Below are 19137 nucleotides of genomic sequence, written 5' to 3' on the forward strand. Positions count from 1 at the left end.
GACATGAGCGACCGGATTGACCAACTCCTCGCCGCAATCAGGAGTTCGCCCTGCCCCTACGCCCGCAGCGGTCGCTACGTGCTCGGGGCGGAGTGGAGCGGAACGTTCGCCGATCCCTCCTCGCTGGACCGACTGGCCTCAGTCCTGGGCGGAGAATCCGGGAAGAGGGGCACCGATCGCGCCGACACAGTCATCGCCGTCTCGTACCACCCCGGCGTGGAACCGACCTGCCACCACTTGAGCCGGATGTTGCTCAAGTGCCTGAGCGGCCTTCGGGAGCGGGACTCGTTGGCGGCGACCCGATTGGCCGCGGAGTTGTCGCACCGCCGCGAGACGTGGGACTTCACGTTTGGAGCGGTGCGCTATTTCGTTCCCGTGTTCTCCTCGAGCTACCGCCCGGACCACTCGCGCAAGTGGGACATGGCCGACTCGACCGTCCTCCTTTTCCAGCCCGAGTACGCCTTCCGGCGCTTTAGGATCAGCAGTGGGAGGCCGGACCGCCGACTGCTCTCCGAACAGGTGCTCGCCCGGTTCTCGGAACGCGGCCGGCCGTACCCGATCGAGACGGTCACGATATGGCCGAAGGCCAGTCGGTTCGTCAAACCCGAGCGGGACGAGGACGGCCCGATACACTGGTGGCTGTCGGAGTAGACGCGGGGCGCGACGCTGTGTGGTCAGCGCCTGCCCCTCATCACAGCTCGGGAAAACCGGCCCGGCTCCAGAACCACAGAGGTCCGTGGAGCTGGGACGGCATGATCCCGGTTCCCCGGAGCCCTGCTCGCCAGATGTCGGCGATCATTTCGGTCGTGTGCAGGGACGCGTCCTCCACGACTCCCAGGCGTTCGGTCGCCCGCTTGACATGAATGTCGGGGATGATCGAGACCTCGTGCATGTTCTCGAACTTCACATCGGTGTACCGCGACAAGATGAACAGCCAGTAGTTCGACATCTTCGGTCCCGACAGGACCGGGAACCGCTTCCTGTCGCGCTTTAGCCCGTCAAGAATCGCGACGACGTCCCAATCGCAGCTCGCCAGGAACTCGCGCGGATCGGCGTGGTAATGGGCCGCAAGGGTTCCGCACAACCTCCTCCACGTCTCGGTGTGCCGCACCGGTCGGGTGGCGAGCGCGTGCGTCGTCAACGCACGACGGAGTTCGTCGTCCGTGACCTCGCCCACCAGGCTCGGCTCGTACACGAACGCGGTCGCAGGATCATGGAACGTCTTTTCTGCCGCCCGCCACAGCTGGTGGGACTGTCGCTGATAATTGAGAGCAGGCGCGAGAGTGAAGTACAGGTAATTCTCCCGGCTGCTCAGCGGGAGCCCGGGATGCTTCTCGTGGGCCTTCTCACCGAGCGCCCCCTCCTCGAATGCCGCTCTGATCTTCTCGATGCGGTCGACGAGGTCCGGCGCGAAAGAGCTCGACACCTCTGACTCCTCTTCGGTTGCGAGACGTACCGACGGCATCGCCGCGAGGAGGACGATACGGCGTCGCCGCGTGCCGCTCCGGCAGGACTCACCGTGCCGCATGCGGTGCGTATACCCGCCGCCACAACGCGGACCGCTCGTGCTCGCTCTTGATGGGCAGTACTAGGCCGAACTTCTCCACCAACACCGCTTCCCACTCCTCCCGGTTGTGGATCATTCGACAGGACGTTCCCGACGTGTCCACCCGGGTCAACACGCGGCCCCGCATCGTCAGCACATGATCCGCCGCTCTCCGCTGCACCGTGAAGTACCGCACAAAGTACGAGTCGGCGGAGGTCGACAGGTCGGTGTGGGTCGCCGCGAAGCGGGACAGCTCGACCGGTGTGGTGTCGAGATCGAGTCCTGGCACAAAGGCGCGTCGGTCATGGTCGAGCCGCCAGCGTTCGCCACCCCGGTGTTCGAGCCTGTACCGGAACGGCGGCTGCACGCTCGTCCCTTCGGCAAGCCGCAGCGGGCTGCGGATCCCGTCCCCGATTCCCACGTCGACGACGAAGACCTCGCCGGCTAGCCATACCAGTGGGACGACGTGGTTGCCCCACCGACGACCACCGTCGCCCGCCGCCGGGACGGCGGCACGCGCGAGCACGACCTCGTAGCCCAGACTGCGGAGCAGGGCGGAGAAAGCGCCGTTGAGGTGGAAGCAGTACCCGCCGCGACCATCGAGGATCCGCTCGACCGACTGCCGTGGGTCGATGGACCCCGGCCTGCCGAGCTGCACGTCCAGATTCGTGTACGCGACGCGGTCGAGGTGCGCGGCGTGCAACGCGACCAACCTCTCCAGCGTCGGCTCGGTCCCGACGTGTCCGTGGACCACACCCAGGTGGGCGAGGTACGGATCGCGCAGATCAGCGGGCAACGGGGGGACGGCCACATGAGGCATGCTTCCACCGCAGGCGGACGACGGCGGCGGCTCGGAGAGTGTTGTAGATCCTGCCGTGTGTGCTCGGCTGTGCTCGGCGTGGCGCAGCTGGTAGTTACTGACGACCAGCCACATCAGGCTCGGCGAGCTCACCGTCGCGGCCGTGGACACCCCCGCCGCCGCCCAGCACTTCCAGACCGCTCTAACCATCGCCAAGCGGCTCGCCGCAGCCGACCCCTGGCAACGCCGCCGGATCTACCAGCGTCAACAGTTACACGGCCAACTACACCGTGACGCACGCGCAGCACTGGTTAGTCACAGGGCGCATCACGGTCTGCGCTGCGCAGGGGGCACCCTTTCCCGAACAGCTCCGTCTGCCCGAGAAGGAACTCGCCACACTCATGCACGAGCGCTCCGGAAGCCCGTGCTACGTCTCGTAGCACCAGTACATGGTCAAGTTCACCCAGACGGGTGCAAAAGATCGGACACGTCCGGCGCAACTATCCTGTCCCCACCCGTGAGTTGAGTGGCGTCGGCCCCAGCGGCGCCAGAGGGTGGGAGCAATGACGGACAAGCGCTGCTTGAAGCGGACCGTGGCGTTCTGGCAGTTTGTTGACGCCGCATCTATGGCGCCGGTCGGACAGGTCGATTGGCCGACCTTCATGGCGGAGGTGGCGGAGAACGCACGCAACGGCCGGTCGCGACACGTCATCGATGCTGCGGACGTTACAGGTGCGGCCTACAGCCGCAACGACGTCGACCACCTCGTGCTGACCGAGACCCGCGACGACATGCCCCGGCAGCAGAACCGGGACACGGGCACCGTGACGGACATGGTGACGACAGGAGAAGGATGGGAGGTTGTCGAGTCGACCTTCGTCCACTTCCTTCCGTTCGGCAACGTCTTCGGCCTGCTGCGCTCCCAGATCACCGCACCATCCCCGCAGGCGGTCGCGCGATGGATCAACGCGACGAAGATCCTCAACATGCAGCTCGCAGTGGAGCCTGTGATCGATCCAGAACGATGGCGGTACCTCAACGACGCTGGAGGCGTGAGCTACCTTGAGTTCGCCGGCCCCTCAGTGGTCCTTGCCAAGCGCGTCTCGGGCCCCCTCGACCACTATCTGCACCCAGCCAGGTACGCAACCGGTAAGATCGGTATCAAGATCAACGTCGGTCGGACGCGCAACCCTCAGGACGATCAGCAGCGGCGCGACCTGTACTTGGCGACCGAGGAGCTTGCCCGCTCCATCGGCCTGGAGAACCTCAGCACCGCGAAGGTCCGGACGTTCGACCAGGACAACAAGGGAGTACAAGCCGAGACGATCAACCTGATCAAGCACCGCTTCACCATCAAGCGCGACATCCAGCTCAAGAGCGGGGTCAACGCCTCCGTCTCAGAACTGTCGGCGTTCGATGCCATCATGGCCGCCGTCGAGAAGTTCGAGGACGACCTGCGCGCGGCCGTGCGTCGGGACCCGATGGAGTAGCCAAGCTGGGAGCGGCGACGATGAGTGCAGCACGCGGTGCCAGCCCGACGACAACCCGGGGACCACTCGATCGACCTGCACTCGATTGGGTCATAGCCGCCATAATCGTCGTCGTGGTGGTACGCCTTACTCCGCTCGTCAGTATGTTCGCCGCTACAGACCAGGACGGTCAGCGGTCAGCGATGAGCAGCTTATCTTCACTACTAGCCAACGTTGCAGCATTTGGCGTCGCAGCATTGTTCGCCTACTCGGCGCTAGAGAATCCGACAACGCGCAAAATGCGAGTTGAATGGGGCTCTCATCTAACTGGAATCTTTCTGCGCAGCCTAGGAGTCATGTTCCTTGGCTCGATTATCGTCGGGATCTCTGCAGTTTCCGTACCCAATCCCACTGGGACTGTCGTATTCTTTTCCGTCTCGACTGTCGCCCTGATGAAGCTCCTTCGCCTACTCCTCGTCGTAGGATCGCTCCTAAAGGGGCAGGACGACGATGCTCGCCGTGAAGCTCAGCCGACTCCGCAGGTTCGACAAAGTCGGCGTGATCAGTCGGCCTGACGGACGCATTCCCGCCAGTCTGCAACTCCGCCACTCGTGGGCCGCAACGAGGTTCCGTTGTCGGTAGAGTGTGCGTAAGCAGGCCGTAGCGCCAGCCGGGGGGCGCAAGCGCGCTCCTTGGCTTACTCCGGGGTAAAACGTACCGCCCAAGATGGCACGAACGGCGCGGATGTTCGGCGGCGCCCATGGCGCGCACCCATGCCGGTGGCACGCGTACTCACACCACATGCACTCGCGGATCGCGGGTGGCCTCTTCGCGGCTCGGGACGAGCAGGCCTTGTCGTCGACCAACTGAGCCCGTCGCCGGCTGCGGCCGATGCCCGAACACCGCCCACCACGCCAACACGGACCCGTACGCGGATTGCGCCCAGCCTAGACCTGAACGATCATCTGCGAGGTTTGAGCTGAGTCAGCACGGCTGCCCCTCGCAACGCCGCAGGTCAGACGACCATGCTCGCGGTGCCCGTCCACGTCGCGTGTGCCTCTGGATCGCCTCAGACACGGGGCCTGGATGTCTCGTTGGTGATACATCGCCCCGTGTAGGTTCCCGACACAGGCAGTACGTGACGAGGTGGGGACGAGCACGCATGGCAGAGTCAACGGGGGCATCGAAGAGCACGACGGCGCGCATCGTCTGGGACACGGCGGACAAGTACTTGCGCAACATCGTCGACGAGGAGGACTACGGCGACTACATCCTGCCGTTCACGGTCCTTCGTCGCCTTGAGTGCATGCTTGCTGAAACCAAGGACAAGGTGGTCAAGTTCGTCGACGCCTTAAGCGGGATGCCTCAGCACCTGATCGACATCGCGGTCAAGGACAGGTTCGGCCTGGGCTTCTACAACGTCTCACCTCTCGACCTCGCCACCATTGCGTCGGTCGATGACAACGTGGACAAGTCCCTCAAGAGCTACATCGACGGGTTCTCCAACAACATCGCCGACATCTGGGTCTCGTTCGACTTTAACCGGCGCGCGAAGGTCCTCGCCGACGCCAACCGCCTGCACGCCGTCGTCAAGCACTTCTCCACTCTCGACCTCAGCCCGACCAGCCTCAGCAACACGGGCATGGGCGACGTCTTCGAGGACGTCATGTACCGGGCCTTCAACAAGAAGGGGAAGGCCGCGGGCAACTTCTACACGCCTCGCGACGCGATCCGGCTGATGGTCGACGTGCTCATCAGCAACGACGACGACACGATTGCATCCGACCACGCTGCGCGCTCGGTCTACGACCCGACGGCCGGCTCCGGCGGCATGCTGCTGATCGCGCAGGAGGCGCTGAAGCGTACCAACGAGAAGCTTGACGTCACCCTCTACGGCCAGGAGCTCATGCCGTCGGCGTTCGCGCTCGGCAAGGCAGACCTGCTGATCCAGGGCGGCCGCCCTGACGCGATCAAGAAGGGGAACACCCTCGTCGAGGACGTTTACGAGGGGCAGACCTTCGACTACGTGCTCTCGAATCCTCCCTTCGGCATCGACTGGGAGGTCGAGGAGGGGTCGGTGCGGGCGCAGGCCAAGATCGAGGGGTCGCGCTTCAGTCACGGCCTCCCCAGCACGTCCGATGGCCAGATGCTCTTCCTGGCGCATTGCGCCTCGAAGCTCAGCCCCGCTGGCAAGTACGGACAGGGCGGCCGCGCAGCGGTGGTCTCTAACGCATCGCCGCTGTTCAACAGCGACAATGGGCCGAACTCGATCCGCCAGTGGCTCCTCGAAGAGGATCTGATCGACGCGATCATCGCGTTGCCTACGAGTATGTTCTACGGCACCGGCATCGCGACCTATGTCTGGATCCTCGACGCGAGCAAGGAAGCGGAGCGGAAGGGGAAGATCCAGCTCATTGACGGCTCCGGCCAGTGGATCTCGCTGCGCAAGCCGATGGGCGACAAGCGCCGCGAGGTGGGCAAGGACCACCGGGCCAAGTTGCTGCAGGCCTACAATGCGTTCGAGTACGCCGATTCCGCGATCTCGCGCGTTATGACGCCCGAGGACTTCATGTTTCGCGACGTGCCCGTGTACCGGCAGGCGCGGTTCGCGACGCGCTTCAGCGATGAGGCGGCCAAGGCCCTCCGCAGCCGGCGGGACTTTGCCGAGGGTCACGCGGCGGTGATGCGCTCCCTCGACGGCACGGCCTGGAACGATCTGCCGAAGTCGTTCCCTCTCGCTGCGAAGGCCGCTGGGCTGAAGGCTTCCATCGGACTGATCGATGCGGTCATGAAGGCGATGGCTGCTCCGGACGACACAGCGCCTCCGGCCGTGGAACGCAAGGGCAAGCCCGTGATCGTTCCGGGCTGGAAGCTCACGGAGCGCGTGCCGCTGAGTGAGGACCTGGAGGCTCACATGGAGCGCGAGGTGCTTCCGTACGCGCCCGGTGCGCAGTGGGATGAGAGCAAAGCGAAGTACGGCACAGAAATCCCGCTCACGCGGATCTTCTATGTACCCGAGGAGCCCCGCCCTCTGACAGAAATCGATGCAGAGGTACAGAAGCTCATGAGCGACCTGGGTCAGCTTTTCATGGCGGTGAGCGAGGAGTGAAGAAGGTTCCCCTCTGGTCGCTTGTCGACATTCGGCCGTCGAACGTCGACAAGAAGTCCAACCCTTCAGAGTCGACCGTCCGCCTCGTGAACTACACGGACGTATACCACAACCAGCGCATCACCGCGAGCTTGGACCTGATGGAGGCCACGGCATCCGCGGACCACATCGCGCGGTTCGGAGTCCGGCCCGGAGATATCATCATCACCAAGGACTCGGAAACGTCCGATGACATCGGAATCCCTGCGCTCGTCGAATCCGCCTCAGACGACATGGTGTGCGCCTACCATCTCTCGCTACTGCGGCCATACACTGACCGGGTCGACCCTCAATTCCTCTACTGGTGCCTGGACTCCAGCGATACCAAGGGCTATTGGCTCACAGCGTCGTTCGGAGTCACTCGCGTGTCGATCCCGATCGGAACCGTCGCCCGCCTCCCCATCCCCGAGTTCGATCGCGATGCGCAGCGGAAGATCGCCGACTACCTTGATCGCGAGACCGGCGAGATCGATGCGATGCTCGCCCAGCTCCAAAGCCTCACGCATAAGCTTCAGGAACGTTTGCGCATAGTCCAGACCAGAGCTGTTTTCGGGCTCGCTGAGAGCGCGGGGCGTCGAGGATTAGAGCCGCACTCTGTCCTCTTAGGCATCCCTGACCACTGGGAGAGAACGAAGTTCGGCTACGACTTCACCGAGAGCACCGAGCGGAACGGCGATCACCCCGCCGGGCCGCTGCTCTCCATCTCCGAGTACCGAGGTGTCGAGCTGAATACTCGCACGGAGGGACAGCAGGCGTCGCTCGACGTCTCGAAGTACCGGGTTGTCCATCCGGGTCAGCTCGCGGCCAACATGATGTGGCTCAACCACGGCGGGCTCGGCGTCTCGTCTCTCACCGGGCACATCAGCCCGGACTACAAGGCGTTCTGGATCTCGGACCGTTTCGAGCCGCGCTACGTCCACCACCTCTTCCGCAGCTCGCGGTACATCGACTACTTCGCCGCGATCGCAACCGGCGTTCGTCCGAACGCCCAGCGTGTGACGAAGACGGTGCTGGACGCGACACCGGTCCCGCTGCCTCCCCTCGACGAACAGGTCAGGATCGCGGACGAGCTTGACGAGGCGAGCGGTCGCGTCGATGCCATGCTGGCGAAGGTCGCCGATCTCAAGTCCCTGCTCATCGAGCGCCGCGCCGCACTCATCACCGACGTCGTCACCGGCAAGAAGGAAGTCGCATGAGCCACGCGCAGCTGATGGAGCGGGAGTTCGAAGAGAACCTCTGCTCCGAGCTGGCCAAGCGCGGCTGGCTGTACGAGGACGACGGCAAGCCGACAAGATGGGACGTTGGCCTCGCGATGGCGCCCGCGGACGCGCTGCACTGGCTGGCCGCTCAGTACCCGGATGAGTACGAGAAGGCCGTCCCCGGCGACCTGGTCGGCGAGCAGAAGGTGGACGCCGAGCGGAAGCTGCTCGAGCACGTCACCAAGGAGCTCGCCAAGGCGACGCGCATGGACCCGACGACTGGGCATCCCGTCGGCGGCCTGCTCGGCGTGTTGCGCAAGGGCTTCTCCTACGCCCAGATCGGGCGTCCTGCCGCGAAATTCGGGCCGATGATGGCCTTCCCGCCGGCGAACCCCAACCTGACCGAGGTGGTCGAAGCGGCCGCGTCGGTCCGGCTGCGGATCCTGCGGCAGGTGCGCTTCGATACGAAGACCAACGAGAGCATCGACGTCGTGCTCCTCGCCAACGGCCTGCCGGTCGTCACGCTCGAGCTCAAGACCGACAACACGCAGACCGTCAACCACGCGATCCGCCAGTACAAGGAGGACCGCAAGCCGGGGCGGAGCCGCCCGCTGCTCGCGCCCGGCCGTGCGCTGGTGCACTTCGCGGTGTCCAACGACCTCGTCTACATGACCACCAAGCTGCAGGGCGGGGACACTCTCTTCCTGCCCTTCAACCAGGGCAACGACGGCCACGAGGGCAACCCGCCGTCCGCGACCGGCTCGTCGACCAACTATCTGTGGCGCGAGATCCTCGCCCGCCCGACCTTCATGCGCATCCTCAAGGACTTCGCGCTCTTCGAGCCGGGGAAGTCGGGGAAGAAGGACGAGGGCAGGCTCGTCTTCCCGAGGTTCCACCAGCTGCGGGCGGTCGAGCGCGTGGTCGCCGACGTCGAGGCCAACGGCCCCGGCAAGCGCTACCTGGTTTGGCACTCGGCTGGCTCGGGCAAGACGAAGACCATCGCCTGGCTCAGTCACCGCCTGATCCGCCACATGGGCGCCGACTCGAAGTCGACCTTCGACTCGGTCATCGTCGTCACCGACCGCACTGTCCTCGACGAGAACATCCGCGACGACATGAACCTCGTCCAGTCGAGCAAGGGGCTCGTCGTGGCCGTCGGCGAGAGGTCCGGCGCGAAGTCGCCGCAGCTGAAGAAGGCGCTGCTTGAGGGCGATCACATCATCACCTGCACTCTGCAGACGTTCCCAGAAGTCATGAAGCTCATCGAGGACACCGAGGAGCTGCGCGGTCGGCGCTGGGCCGTCGTCGCCGACGAGGCGCACTCCTCGCAGTCGGGCTCCGCGGCCAAGCAGCTCAAGGAGCTGCTCGTCGATGTCGAGGTCGATCCCGATGAGGAGATCAGCGCCGACGACCTCATGGCCGCCAAGGACTCGGCCATCGCGGCGTCGGCCAACATCACCTTCGTCGCCCTGACGGCGACGCCGAAGGGCAAGACCCTGCGCCTGTTCGGCACCCAGGTCGGGGACCGGTGGGAGGCCTTCGACACCTACACGATGGCGCAGGCGATCGAGGAGGGCTTCATCCTCGACGTCCTCACCAACTACTCGACCTATGACATGTTCCTCCGCGTGAAGAACATCCTCGAGGACGAGGAGGCCGAGAGTGAGATCCAGGTCAACACCGGCGAGGCGGTCTCAAGCATCGTCCGCTACGCAAGGCTCCACCCGACCGCGATCGCACAGAAGGTACGAGTCGTCGTCGAGCACTTCCGCCGGAACGTGCAGCCGCTGCTGGGCGGCCAAGCCCGCGCCATGGTCGTGACGAGCTCGCGCATGGAGGCGCTGAGCTGGTCGCGGAAGATGGATGCCTACATCGCCGAGAAGGGCTATGAACTGCACACCCTCGCGGCCTTCTCGGGGTCGCTCACCGACGAGGCCGGCGAGAGCGTCACCGAGGTGTCGGTCAACGGGGTGAGCGATGTCGGCAGGGCATTCCGCGAGGATGGCGTCTACCGCGTCCTCATCGTCGCCAACAAGTTCCAGACTGGCTTCGACGAGCCGCGGCTGATGGCGATGTACGTCGACAAGAAGCTCTCTGGCGTCGCCACCGTGCAGACCCTCTCGCGGCTCAACCGGATATACCCGGGCAAGACCGCGCCGATGGTCGTCGACTTCCGGAACACCCCGGCGAGTGTCCAGGCCGATTTCAAGCTCTACCACTCCGACGCCCACGTTGACGGCGACGTCGACCCCAACGCGCTGATCACCATAGGAGAGCGGCTCGACACAGCCGGGCTCTACACGCACGAGGAGATGGACGCGGTCGCCGACGCATTCCTCTCTGTCCTCGGCGGTGAGGTGATCGCCAAGGCGCTGGCTCCGATTAAGAACCGTTGGAGCGGCCAGTGGCGTCAGGCCGTGCTGTCGAAGGACAAGAAGCAGAAGGAGCAGCTGGAGTCCTTCCGCGCGGACGTGCTGGGGTACCGCAACGCCTGGCAGTTCCTCAGCCAGATCGTCGACTACCAGGACCCGGAGCTACGCCGCCGCGCCATCCTCGCGACCCTGCTCGGCCGCAACCTCCATACCGACGGCAACGACTACGACGACAGCTTCCTCGAGGGGGTTCAGCTCTCCGGCGTCAAGCTCGTACCCTCCGCAATCGAGGAGGACCACTCGCTCAGCGAGGGCAACAGCGCGGGCATCAAGCTCCCCATCTTTGATGGCGAGCACGCCGGAAGCGCCACGCCGAAGCGGGGCCCGCTCGACGAGGCCATCGACAAGGTCAACGAAATGTTCAAGGCCAAGGGCGTCGACGTGAGCCCCGAGAGCGTGTCAGGCTTCATCACGACTTTCTGGGGCTTCCTCGATGATAGCGAGGAAGCGGTGGCGATGGCGAAGAACAACACCGTCGCCCAGCTCAAGGCCTCCGAGGGCTTCAGCGGGGCTGTCGGGCTCGCCGTACTGAAGACTGTAAACGAGTCGAAGGAGATCCAGTCCTACTTAACCGATCCGGCGTTCCTTGGAAAGATATCTGACATCGCCGCAGACGCGCTCCACGCGCAGTACCGCCCGGACCGGGACGCCGTGGAAGAGACCGGACGGGCGACATTATGAGCGAGGAATTTGGGACGGGCTTCGGCAACGTCATCCGAGAGGCACGCAAGAAGCAGGGGTGGTCACAGGCGGAGCTCGGCGAAAAGTCCAGGCTGTCACGCCCGACAATCGCGCGCGCCGAGGCGAACAATGACGTGACGACAGCGACGATCACGAAGATCGCACAAGCGCTAGGACTAACGTTCGAACTGAAAGACCGCGCCTGACCGAGGTCTCGGCGCGCACAGGAGGACGAGAACTGTATGAGCCCGGTCATGAGGCTGACGCGTCGCCAGGTGGTCGACGTCGCCGTGGACCCGGCCGTCGCCAGCCGCGCCAGCGAGGTCAGGGCTGACCTTTCGTGGCGGGGTTAGCGCGGACGGCGAGTTCGTTGTCGCCAACCTGCTCGCAACATTCACCAAGCCCGCCCCCGGTGCGACCACCGGACGACGCGGGCGTTGGACCTCGGTGGGCCCGCGACCGAGAACGCCTGCTGCGCACCTGATGGCACCCAAGCCGGACGACAGGCCAGGCAGGGCCGCCGCGGACCCTTGGCACGGGGCCGCGGCGGCGATCGGTCTAATCGGTGGTCAAGTGGACACGTCCTCGTCGTCGCCATGCTCGTTGCGGTTGTCTTCCAAATCGGCCAGCACACCGCGGGCAGCGGTGTGGATCGCGACCTGTGCAGCGGTGATGGTGTCGGGGTCTCCGTCGGTCCAGCCGCCGACATAGACCGCGGCGACGTCGCCAAGCTCCAGGCCGAGTACCGAGCAGACGATAAACGCCACCGACTCGGCCTCGGTCTCGCGCTGCGCCCGCGACACCTTCCGCCGGTTCTCGTGGTCGCAACGGATGTGGCCCAGCTCGTGGACGAGGATGTGCACCCGCTCCGCCAGGTGATAGCGGGGATCGATGTTTACGACACGGCGGGTGAAGTCGGTGTGGCCGCGGGTGTCGCCGTCCTCTGCCTCGGCCGTGAGCTGGTAGCCCTCGCGGGTGACCAGGGCGCTGAGCGCGTCCCAGGCGCCGGTCGGCGTGTCGCCGGTGACGTAGCCGACCTCGGGCACCTCGGGCAGGGGCTCGCCCTCGGTGTCTTCGTAGCGGAAGACGCGCTCGAGCTTGAACCCTCGCACCACCAGCGCCGGGCGGCCATCGGCGTCGAACGCCGGCCGCTGCCCAGACCGGGCCCGCTCGGTGGCCTCCTCGAGGGTAAGCCGACGGCGGACCGGCGCCTTCACCGCGAACGACCGGGCGCCCTTGACGACCTGCCGACCGATGGCCTGCCACGCCCGATAGCCGGCGACGCGCGAGAGAGTGACGCCGCGCTGCTCGGCCTGCATCCACAACAGCAGCACGTTCGTCGAGGAGTAGCGGGTGAACCGTGCCGCCACCCTCAGCATTTCCAGCCATGCCGCCGAGGTGGTCAGCGCCGTCACGGTGTCCGTGAGCTGCTCGGCCAGCGCCTCGACCTCGGCCGCCCGGTCCGCGGGGGTCTTGCCCACCTGAACCTTCCGGCTGGTGGTTCCGCTCGTGCCGCGGGTCCGCTGCTCGGTAGTGGTGGTGGTGTCCATGGTGGCCTCCGCCGGAGGGTTGCTGGCCGGTCGGTCCGGCCCCTTGGGGCGGCGGGACGCTTCACCCCGCCGCGGTACGGCGTCTGACCGCGGCCGGCGAGGCTCGCCGTCACGGGCGGCCCGCCAGGGCCGTCGCGAAGCGACACGGAGCGCAGCGGAGTGCCCTTGACGGGGAGACCGGCCGTGGTACGCCGAGGGCCGACCGGCTCCCGCCGCAGGCGGGTCGACTGCTACGCCTCGGCCCGCCCGGCCTTGAGGGCGAAGTCCGGCAGGCATCACGACCGGCGGCCCGGTCGGGCGTCAGCTCCTGCTTCCGCCGGCGGTCTGTGCCCTTGGTTCTACCGAGTTGTCGGGGGCCGGACGCACACTGAGGGCCATGACCAGCGCACCTGATCACGCGGTCGTTCCGGCATGGGTAGTTCCAGCCCACCGGCAGGTCGTCGAGCTGCACTACCTGACCTACCGCCTCGTCGAGGCGGTCGGCGACATCGAGGCCGGGGGCCGGCTCGCTGCGGTCGAGTGGGTCGTCGGCGGCCGGCGGGCACCGGTGACTCACCGGTCGGACACGGCGACGTGGGAGCAGGTGCGCGCGGAGTCGTGGGTGGCCCTGTGCGTGGCAGCAGACGGGGCGGCTCCGACCGACCGGGACTGGACGCGGCTGGGCGTCAACGCGCAGCCGGCCGTGGTCGAGGACATCGACTGGGCGTACGGAGCGTGGCGGATGTTGGCGTGGCTGCTGGGGGTACGACCGGATCCGCCGGTCGAGCTGCCCGAGCGGTACCCGGACGGGTCCTTGGTCGGCGGGCCTCGCTATGTGGCCCGGTCAGATTCGGCGTCGCCGGTGTGGCAGGCGGCGCAGGCGCGACGCCGGGAGCGGGCCCGCGCCGACGCGCGGCGGCATTGGCGGCACGTGCGCGGGCTCGCGGACCGGTAGCCGGCGTCACCAGTCGAGGTCGTCAGCGTCCTCGTTGACCGCGTCGCGCTGCACCGGATCGCGCTCGGCCGGGTCCTGCTCGGCGGCCCAGTGCGTGAGCTCGTCCCGCCGGGCCTGCTCGGCGGCCTCTCGCTGCTCGTCGGCCGCTCGACGCGCGGCGATCTCGGCGAGCGCGGTCTGTGCGCGGGCAACCGAGAGGGCGGCCTCGTCGCTGGTGAGGACATGTCCGCGGTCGGGGTCGGTGTGCTCGGTGGCGTCGGTCGTCGAGATCTCGCGCAGGTCCGGGTCCGGAACTGCCTCGGCAAAGGTGCCGCGGGCGGCGTCGGCGACGTCGGTCTCGGTGACCTCGCGGTGCGGCTCCTCGGCGGCCTGGTCAGCCCGGTGGGCGTCGAGCCACTCCTCGGCGGTGACCTGGTCCGCGCGATCGTCGAGGTCGACACCGCGGTTGCCGAGCTCGGCGCGGGCGCGTTCGGCGTTGTCCCGTGTGACCGCGGTGTGCAGCCACCAGCCGGTGCGGGCGTCATCGGCTGCCTCAAGGTCGGCGACCATTCGGGCGGCGTCGGCCGCCACTGCACGGGCCTGCTCGGCGGCGGCACGCAGCTGCACAGCCTCGGCCGGGTCGCCGGCCGCCGCGGCGCGGGCCGTCCACAGCTCCGCGTCGGCGCGGGCACGCTCGACGCGCTGCTCGACCGCGGCGAGGTCGTCGGCGACGTAGCGGGGCGCCCAGGTCTCCTCGCGCTCGTAGGCGCGTACGCGGGCCCGCAGGCGGCCCTCGGTCAGCTTGCCCTCGTCGGCTCCGGCGTCGGGGAGGTCGAGCGCGTCGTGTGCGGCGTGCCAGGCGGCGTGGTTCTCCGCTAGTCGGGCGGGTGGGGCGGCGCCGAGCGGGTCGGCGTCGCGGTCGTGGCCGGTCAGCTCGCGGTAGGCCGCGGCCCATGACGCACGCTGCTCCCATTCGGCACGCGCGATCGGCTCGTCGGGGACGAGACCCAGGGCCTCGCGGGCCCATTGCGGCGGGTCGGCGGCGACCCGCTCGCCGAGTTCACGGCGCCGGCTGTCGGCCGCCTCGGCGAGCGTGGTGAGGCGTTTCTGGACGGTGTCGGGGAGACCGGCCGGGATGAGGTCGGCGTAGCTGCTGAGCTGGGGGGCGAGTCGTCTGTCGAGGGCTGTCGTGATGCGCTTGTGCAGCACCTGGGCAGGGGAACGGGCGTCGGTGAAGTCGCGGCCGGCGACGGCGTCGTGCAGGACGGCGGCGGGGTCGTGGCCGGCGACCTCGGCGGTGCGGAGCAGCCGCTCCAGGCCGCTATAGGCGGGGTCGGCGGCCAGCGCGGTCCGGTCGGCGGGGCGCAGGACACCCGTGGCGGCGAGCCGGTCCAGCTCGGCGCCGACCCGGCCGGCGGTGACTTCGGCGACCTCGGCGGCGAGCCGGTCGAGAGCGACCTGCACCGAGCGGGCAGCTTCGGCCTGCTGCTCAGCCAAGGCGGTCGCGGTGAGGTCGGCGTCCCTATCGGGCCCGGTGCGGACGTCAGCGAGAACGGCGCGGGCGGAGCGCGGCGCGATCTCGTGGGTCTGCCCGGTCTCGGCGTCGGCGGCCAACGCACGGGTGACGACGTGAGCGGTGTTGCGGTCACGGCCGCGGGTGAGCGCCACGTATGCGACATCGGAGCTGGACGAGGAGCCAAGGACAGCGTGGGAGGTGTCGACGGTGCGGCCCTGGGCGGCGTGCACCGTGGACGCGTAGGCCAGGGCGAGGTGGTCGCGCACGTAGTCGGCGGGCAAGGCAATCGGGACCCCGGCCGTGTCGACCACGTGCAGCCCGCCATCCGCGGTGGTGCCGGTGACGGTGTAGGTCTCGCGGTTGATTGGGGCGCGAGCATTGCCGTCGTGCCCGACGAGTTCCCAGCCGTTTCGGCGGGCCTGGACCCGGTCACCGACCCCGGCGACCGTGCCCTGCGCGGCCAGGGCGACGCCGTGCTCGTCGACCCGGCCGAGTGCGACAAGCTCGGCCCGCAGCGCCGCGCAGGTCCGAGCGGCGGCCTCGTTGGAGCCGAGCAGCAGCAGCGACTCTCGGCCGGCGAGCGTGTCGGCCAGCCAGGCGCGAGCGGCACCGGCCTCGGCCTGCTCTGCGGTGCCGGCGTCGACGAGCCGACCGTACTTGGCGTACTCGTCGAGCACCGTCGGGTCGCCGTCGCGCAGCCGCAGCGACGCCGGGCGTTCCCACTCGGTGGCGAAGCGGCGGACCTCGGCCAGCTCGTAGCGGATGCCGTGCCCGGCGACATCGGCCAGCGCCCCGCCCGGCCCGACCGCGGCGAGCTGGCGCGAGTCGCCGACTAGCAGCACTTTGGCCCCCGCGGCGGACGCCCGGCGGTGCACCTCGACGAGGTCACGGGTGCTGGTCATGCCTGCCTCATCGACCACGACCAGATCGCCAGCGCGCAACCGCCACCGCTCGTCAGAGTCCGCGACCGGCCGGCCGGGCGTAGCGAGCCGGCGTTGCGCGCCGATCCAGGAAGCGACGTTCGCCGACGACAGCCCTTCCTCGGCCAGCACCTCGGCCGCGACCTGGGACGGGGCGAGCCCGACGACGCGACGACCGACCTCGGTCCAGGCATCGGCAAGCGCGCCGATTGTGAAGCTCTTGCCGGTGCCGGCGGCCGCGGACAGCACCTCAAGCCCGGCGCCCGAGGTGAGCACACCGTGTACGGCGGCGGCCTGATCAGGGCCGAGTGGGCGGCCGTTGTCGGTGTAGCGGGCGAGCACGGCGTCGGCGTCGGCTGGGCTTAGCGCGGCGGCGCCACGCTCGGTAGCCGCAGCGCGCAGTACCCGTTCGGCGGCAAGGGTCTCCGGGCTGGCGTACCGCGCCGCACCGGGCTGGGCGTAAACGCTCTCTCCGTCCGCGCGCAGCAGATGCCCCGGCAGCCCTTCGGCCGACTCCGGCGTGTCCAGCCGCACCGCACTCCCGAGGAACCGGTCGGTCAACCCGTTCAGTAGCGGCAGCACCTGGTGTGGGTCGAGTCCGAGGTGACCGGGCAGGGCGTCCGACAGCGCGCGCACGCAGTCCGATCTCGACCACGACGCCCGCGACTCACCCAGTGCTGCGAGCGCCCGCTCGATCACGTCGCGCTCGGACCAGGTGGCGGGCGGTTCGATCTGCTGCCCGCGGGCGAAGACACCCTGGGCGACGTCGGCGAGCCCGCTATCGCGGGCCTCCCGGCACTCCCGCTCCCACCGCTCGAGGCGGGCGTCGAGGTCCTCGGAGTCGTGAGACTTCGCCGCGCGGGTGGCGAGTGTGGCCTGCTGGGCGATGCGGGTCCGCTCCAGCGGGGACGGGTCACGCCCGTGGCGGGCGGCGAACGCCCGGCACAACTCCTCGGCCTTGGCGGAGATTGCCCGGCGGCGGGAGGAGAACAGGTCGAGCACGTCCTGGTCGATCCCGACGATCTCCCGCGCCCGCCCGTCCGGGCGGGTCTCGAACCGCACGCCCAACGAGCGGGTCATGTGGGCCTCGGCCACCCGCTCGGCGATCGCCCCGGCGGCGCCGCGGTGGTTGTGGATCGCCCGCGAGTCCAGGGTGCGCCACACCCCGTCCGCACAGAGGACCCGGTTGAGCACGCCTTGGTGCACGTGCAGCTGCGGGTCGCGGTTGCGGGAGTCGTGCTGCAGGAACTGCGCGACGGCCCAGTCGTGCGCGTCGACCCACCGGCCGGCGCCGCCGCCGTGGTGGCCGGCGCGGGCGTAACCGGCGACGTCCTGCAGGTAGTCGATCGCCTCGCGGGCTCCGGCCAGCACGGCGTCCTCGACGGCGCGCTGGTGAGCCGACCAGGCGTCGGCAGCGAGGTGGTCACCCGCGGCGCGGGCCTCATTCGCGGCCCGCTCGAACGCCACCGCCAGCACCGTGACCGACTTCTGCGCGCTGAACGTCAGGTCCAGGAACGACACCGCCTGCCGCGCCGAGCCCTCCGCCTGCACCCGCAGTGCGGCCCGGGCCTCCGGGCCGGCGTCCGGGTTCGCCGCAAGCAGCTCGGCGTAGACGTCGTCAGCACTGCGGTAGTTCCGGTGCCCCGGCGCCAGCGCCGCGGCCTCGCCCCACGTCGAGCGGGACTGTGCCGCCGGGTCGCGCGGATTCAGCAGGTGCGTGTAGACGGCCTCCAGGAGGTCCGCGTCGACTTCCCCGGCCAGGCCGAGACCCTCGGCGCCGCGCCCGTACCAGAGGCCAGCCGGCTCCCCCGCGGCGACTGCGCCCGTGTAGTAGCTCTCCCGACCTCCGGCCACGGGCCCGGTCAGGTAACCGACGTCGTGCCCGACGGCGATGCTCAGCACGGGCAGGCCACGTGTTGTTCGTGGTCGTGGCAGTCCCGGTGCTCGGGCCCGAACCCGCAGTCGACCACCGCGTCGTCGTCGACGCGCAGCGTGATCGCGCAGAGAACGCACCCGACCGACCCGGCAGGGTCGGTCAAGATCACCAACAGATCGTGATGCCTAGGTGTGTATCGCTCTCTGATCTTGTTCTTGGTAGTGCTCGTCGTGAGGTTCTGTCGGTCGTTCTGGGGCTGCTGAGTCGTAGGGTTCTGCTCCTTCTTGTGCGTCGTGGTGATCGTTGTTGGAGTCGTTGTCGTCGCTGTGCTGGTGCTCGTTGGTGTCGTGGTCGTGGTCGTGCTCGGTCGGGGCATGTCGATGTCCTTGGTGTCGTGGGCTCAGCTCGTGAAGCGGTCGCGCTGGAGGCGGTCGGCTTCGTCGAGCTGGTGGCCGGTCGGCGGGGGGCCGGGCTCGCGGCCGGCTGAGCCGGTCCAGGTCTGGGCGACGAACGGGGCGGCGTCGGCGAAGGGCACCGGTCGGGGCAGTCCGGCGGCGCGTTGGCCGGGCAGGTGCAGGGCCAGCTCGCAGGAGCCGATCGTGTGGGCGAGGCGTTGGGTGACGCCGGGGAGCTGGCGGTCGTGCCAGTCCCCGACGCGTAGCCAGGAGCCGTTCTCGGGGTGGTAGGCGTCGGCGTGGGCGCGGCGTAGCCACCACAGTTCCTCGACCGCGTGCGGGTGCCACAGCCAGCACGAGGGCAGGTCGGTGCGCGGGTAGCGCAGGTACACCCGGCCCAGCCACGTGCACAGGTCGGCCAAGTCCGTCGCGGCCTGGTCGAGGTCGTCGGCCAGCAGCCACGACCGCACCGCCGGCACCGCGTCGGTCTCGCCCTCCGTGCTGGACGGGGTCGCGGGGCTGGAGGTGACGATGCGGGCGAGCGCGGTGAGGTCGGTGGCGAGTTGCCCCACGAGCTTGTCCAGCACGCTGAGTCGGCGTCCGGTCCGGTCGACCGTGCGGGCCAGCGCCACCAGCTGCGGGTCGACACCGTCGGCGCTGTCGGTCCTGTCGTGCGGGGAGTCGGCGGGCACG

At 68.3% G+C, this 19137-nt stretch carries 13 protein-coding genes; 7 read left to right on the plus strand and 6 right to left on the minus strand.

Annotated features, from left to right (window positions below):
* Positions 1-3: 3 nt before the first annotated feature.
* Complete coding sequence (locus tag RM445_RS01115) at positions 4-651, plus strand: hypothetical protein (RefSeq protein WP_311554022.1); 648 nt, start codon at positions 4-6, stop codon at positions 649-651.
* A 40-nt stretch (positions 652-691) separates the two neighbouring features.
* Here the strand turns inward: RM445_RS01115 and RM445_RS01120 are convergent, their stop codons facing one another.
* Positions 692-1528 carry a hypothetical protein gene (locus tag RM445_RS01120; RefSeq protein ID WP_311554023.1) on the minus strand — a complete coding sequence of 279 codons (837 nt, stop codon included), beginning with the start codon at positions 1526-1528 and terminating at the stop codon, positions 692-694.
* Positions 1515-2366, minus strand: coding sequence for an arylamine N-acetyltransferase family protein (locus RM445_RS01125; protein WP_311554024.1), 852 nt, complete (start codon positions 2364-2366; stop codon positions 1515-1517). The genes RM445_RS01120 and RM445_RS01125 overlap by 14 nt, the downstream gene beginning before the upstream one ends.
* Before the next feature lie 542 nt (positions 2367-2908).
* Between RM445_RS01125 and RM445_RS01130 the strand changes: the two genes are divergently transcribed.
* The 5 genes from RM445_RS01130 (at position 2909) to RM445_RS01150 (ending at position 11480) form a co-directional block, all read left to right on the plus strand.
* Positions 2909-3835, plus strand: a complete 927-nt coding sequence (locus RM445_RS01130) for a hypothetical protein (protein ID WP_311554025.1) — start codon at positions 2909-2911, stop codon at positions 3833-3835.
* A gap of 1141 nt (positions 3836-4976) precedes the next feature.
* The gene (locus RM445_RS01135; RefSeq protein WP_311554026.1) at positions 4977-6923 is read left to right on the plus strand and encodes a type I restriction-modification system subunit M; all 1947 of its coding nucleotides are present in this window, start codon (positions 4977-4979) and stop codon (positions 6921-6923) included.
* On the plus strand, positions 6920-8158 hold the full coding sequence (locus RM445_RS01140; RefSeq protein WP_311554027.1) for a restriction endonuclease subunit S domain-containing protein: 1239 nt from the start codon (positions 6920-6922) through the stop codon (positions 8156-8158). Before RM445_RS01135 ends, RM445_RS01140 begins: the two co-directional genes overlap by 4 nt.
* Positions 8155-11274 carry a type I restriction endonuclease subunit R gene (locus tag RM445_RS01145; RefSeq protein WP_311554028.1) on the plus strand — a complete coding sequence of 1040 codons (3120 nt, stop codon included), beginning with the start codon at positions 8155-8157 and terminating at the stop codon, positions 11272-11274. Before RM445_RS01140 ends, RM445_RS01145 begins: the two co-directional genes overlap by 4 nt.
* Entirely contained in the window at positions 11271-11480 is a 210-nt protein-coding gene (locus tag RM445_RS01150) for a helix-turn-helix transcriptional regulator (protein ID WP_311554029.1), read from the plus strand. Before RM445_RS01145 ends, RM445_RS01150 begins: the two co-directional genes overlap by 4 nt.
* 363 nt (positions 11481-11843) lie before the next feature.
* On the opposite strand, the gene RM445_RS01155 is transcribed toward RM445_RS01150, so the two are convergent.
* The gene (locus tag RM445_RS01155; RefSeq protein WP_311554030.1) at positions 11844-12824 is read right to left on the minus strand and encodes an ArdC-like ssDNA-binding domain-containing protein; all 981 of its coding nucleotides are present in this window, start codon (positions 12822-12824) and stop codon (positions 11844-11846) included.
* Positions 12825-13200: 376 nt separating this feature from the next.
* On the opposite strand from RM445_RS01155, the gene RM445_RS01160 reads away from it, so the two are divergent.
* Entirely contained in the window at positions 13201-13758 is a 558-nt protein-coding gene (locus tag RM445_RS01160) for a hypothetical protein (RefSeq protein ID WP_311554031.1), read from the plus strand.
* 6 nt (positions 13759-13764) lie between these two features.
* Here RM445_RS01160 and mobF read toward each other — a convergent pair whose 3' ends face one another.
* The 3 genes from mobF to RM445_RS01175 form a co-directional block, all read right to left on the minus strand.
* Positions 13765-18075, minus strand: a complete 4311-nt coding sequence (mobF, locus tag RM445_RS01165; protein ID WP_311554032.1) for a MobF family relaxase — start codon at positions 18073-18075, stop codon at positions 13765-13767.
* Positions 18069-18218: a hypothetical protein gene (locus tag RM445_RS01170; RefSeq protein ID WP_311554033.1), complete on the minus strand. Its 150-nt coding sequence runs from the start codon at positions 18216-18218 to the stop codon at positions 18069-18071. Before RM445_RS01170 ends, mobF begins: the two co-directional genes overlap by 7 nt.
* 231 nt (positions 18219-18449) lie before the next feature.
* Positions 18450-19136: a hypothetical protein gene (locus RM445_RS01175; protein WP_311554034.1), complete on the minus strand. Its 687-nt coding sequence runs from the start codon at positions 19134-19136 to the stop codon at positions 18450-18452.
* Position 19137 lies beyond the last annotated feature (1 nt).

Source organism: Pseudonocardia charpentierae, from assembly GCF_031845345.1.
Classification (GTDB): domain Bacteria; phylum Actinomycetota; class Actinomycetes; order Mycobacteriales; family Pseudonocardiaceae; genus Pseudonocardia; species Pseudonocardia charpentierae.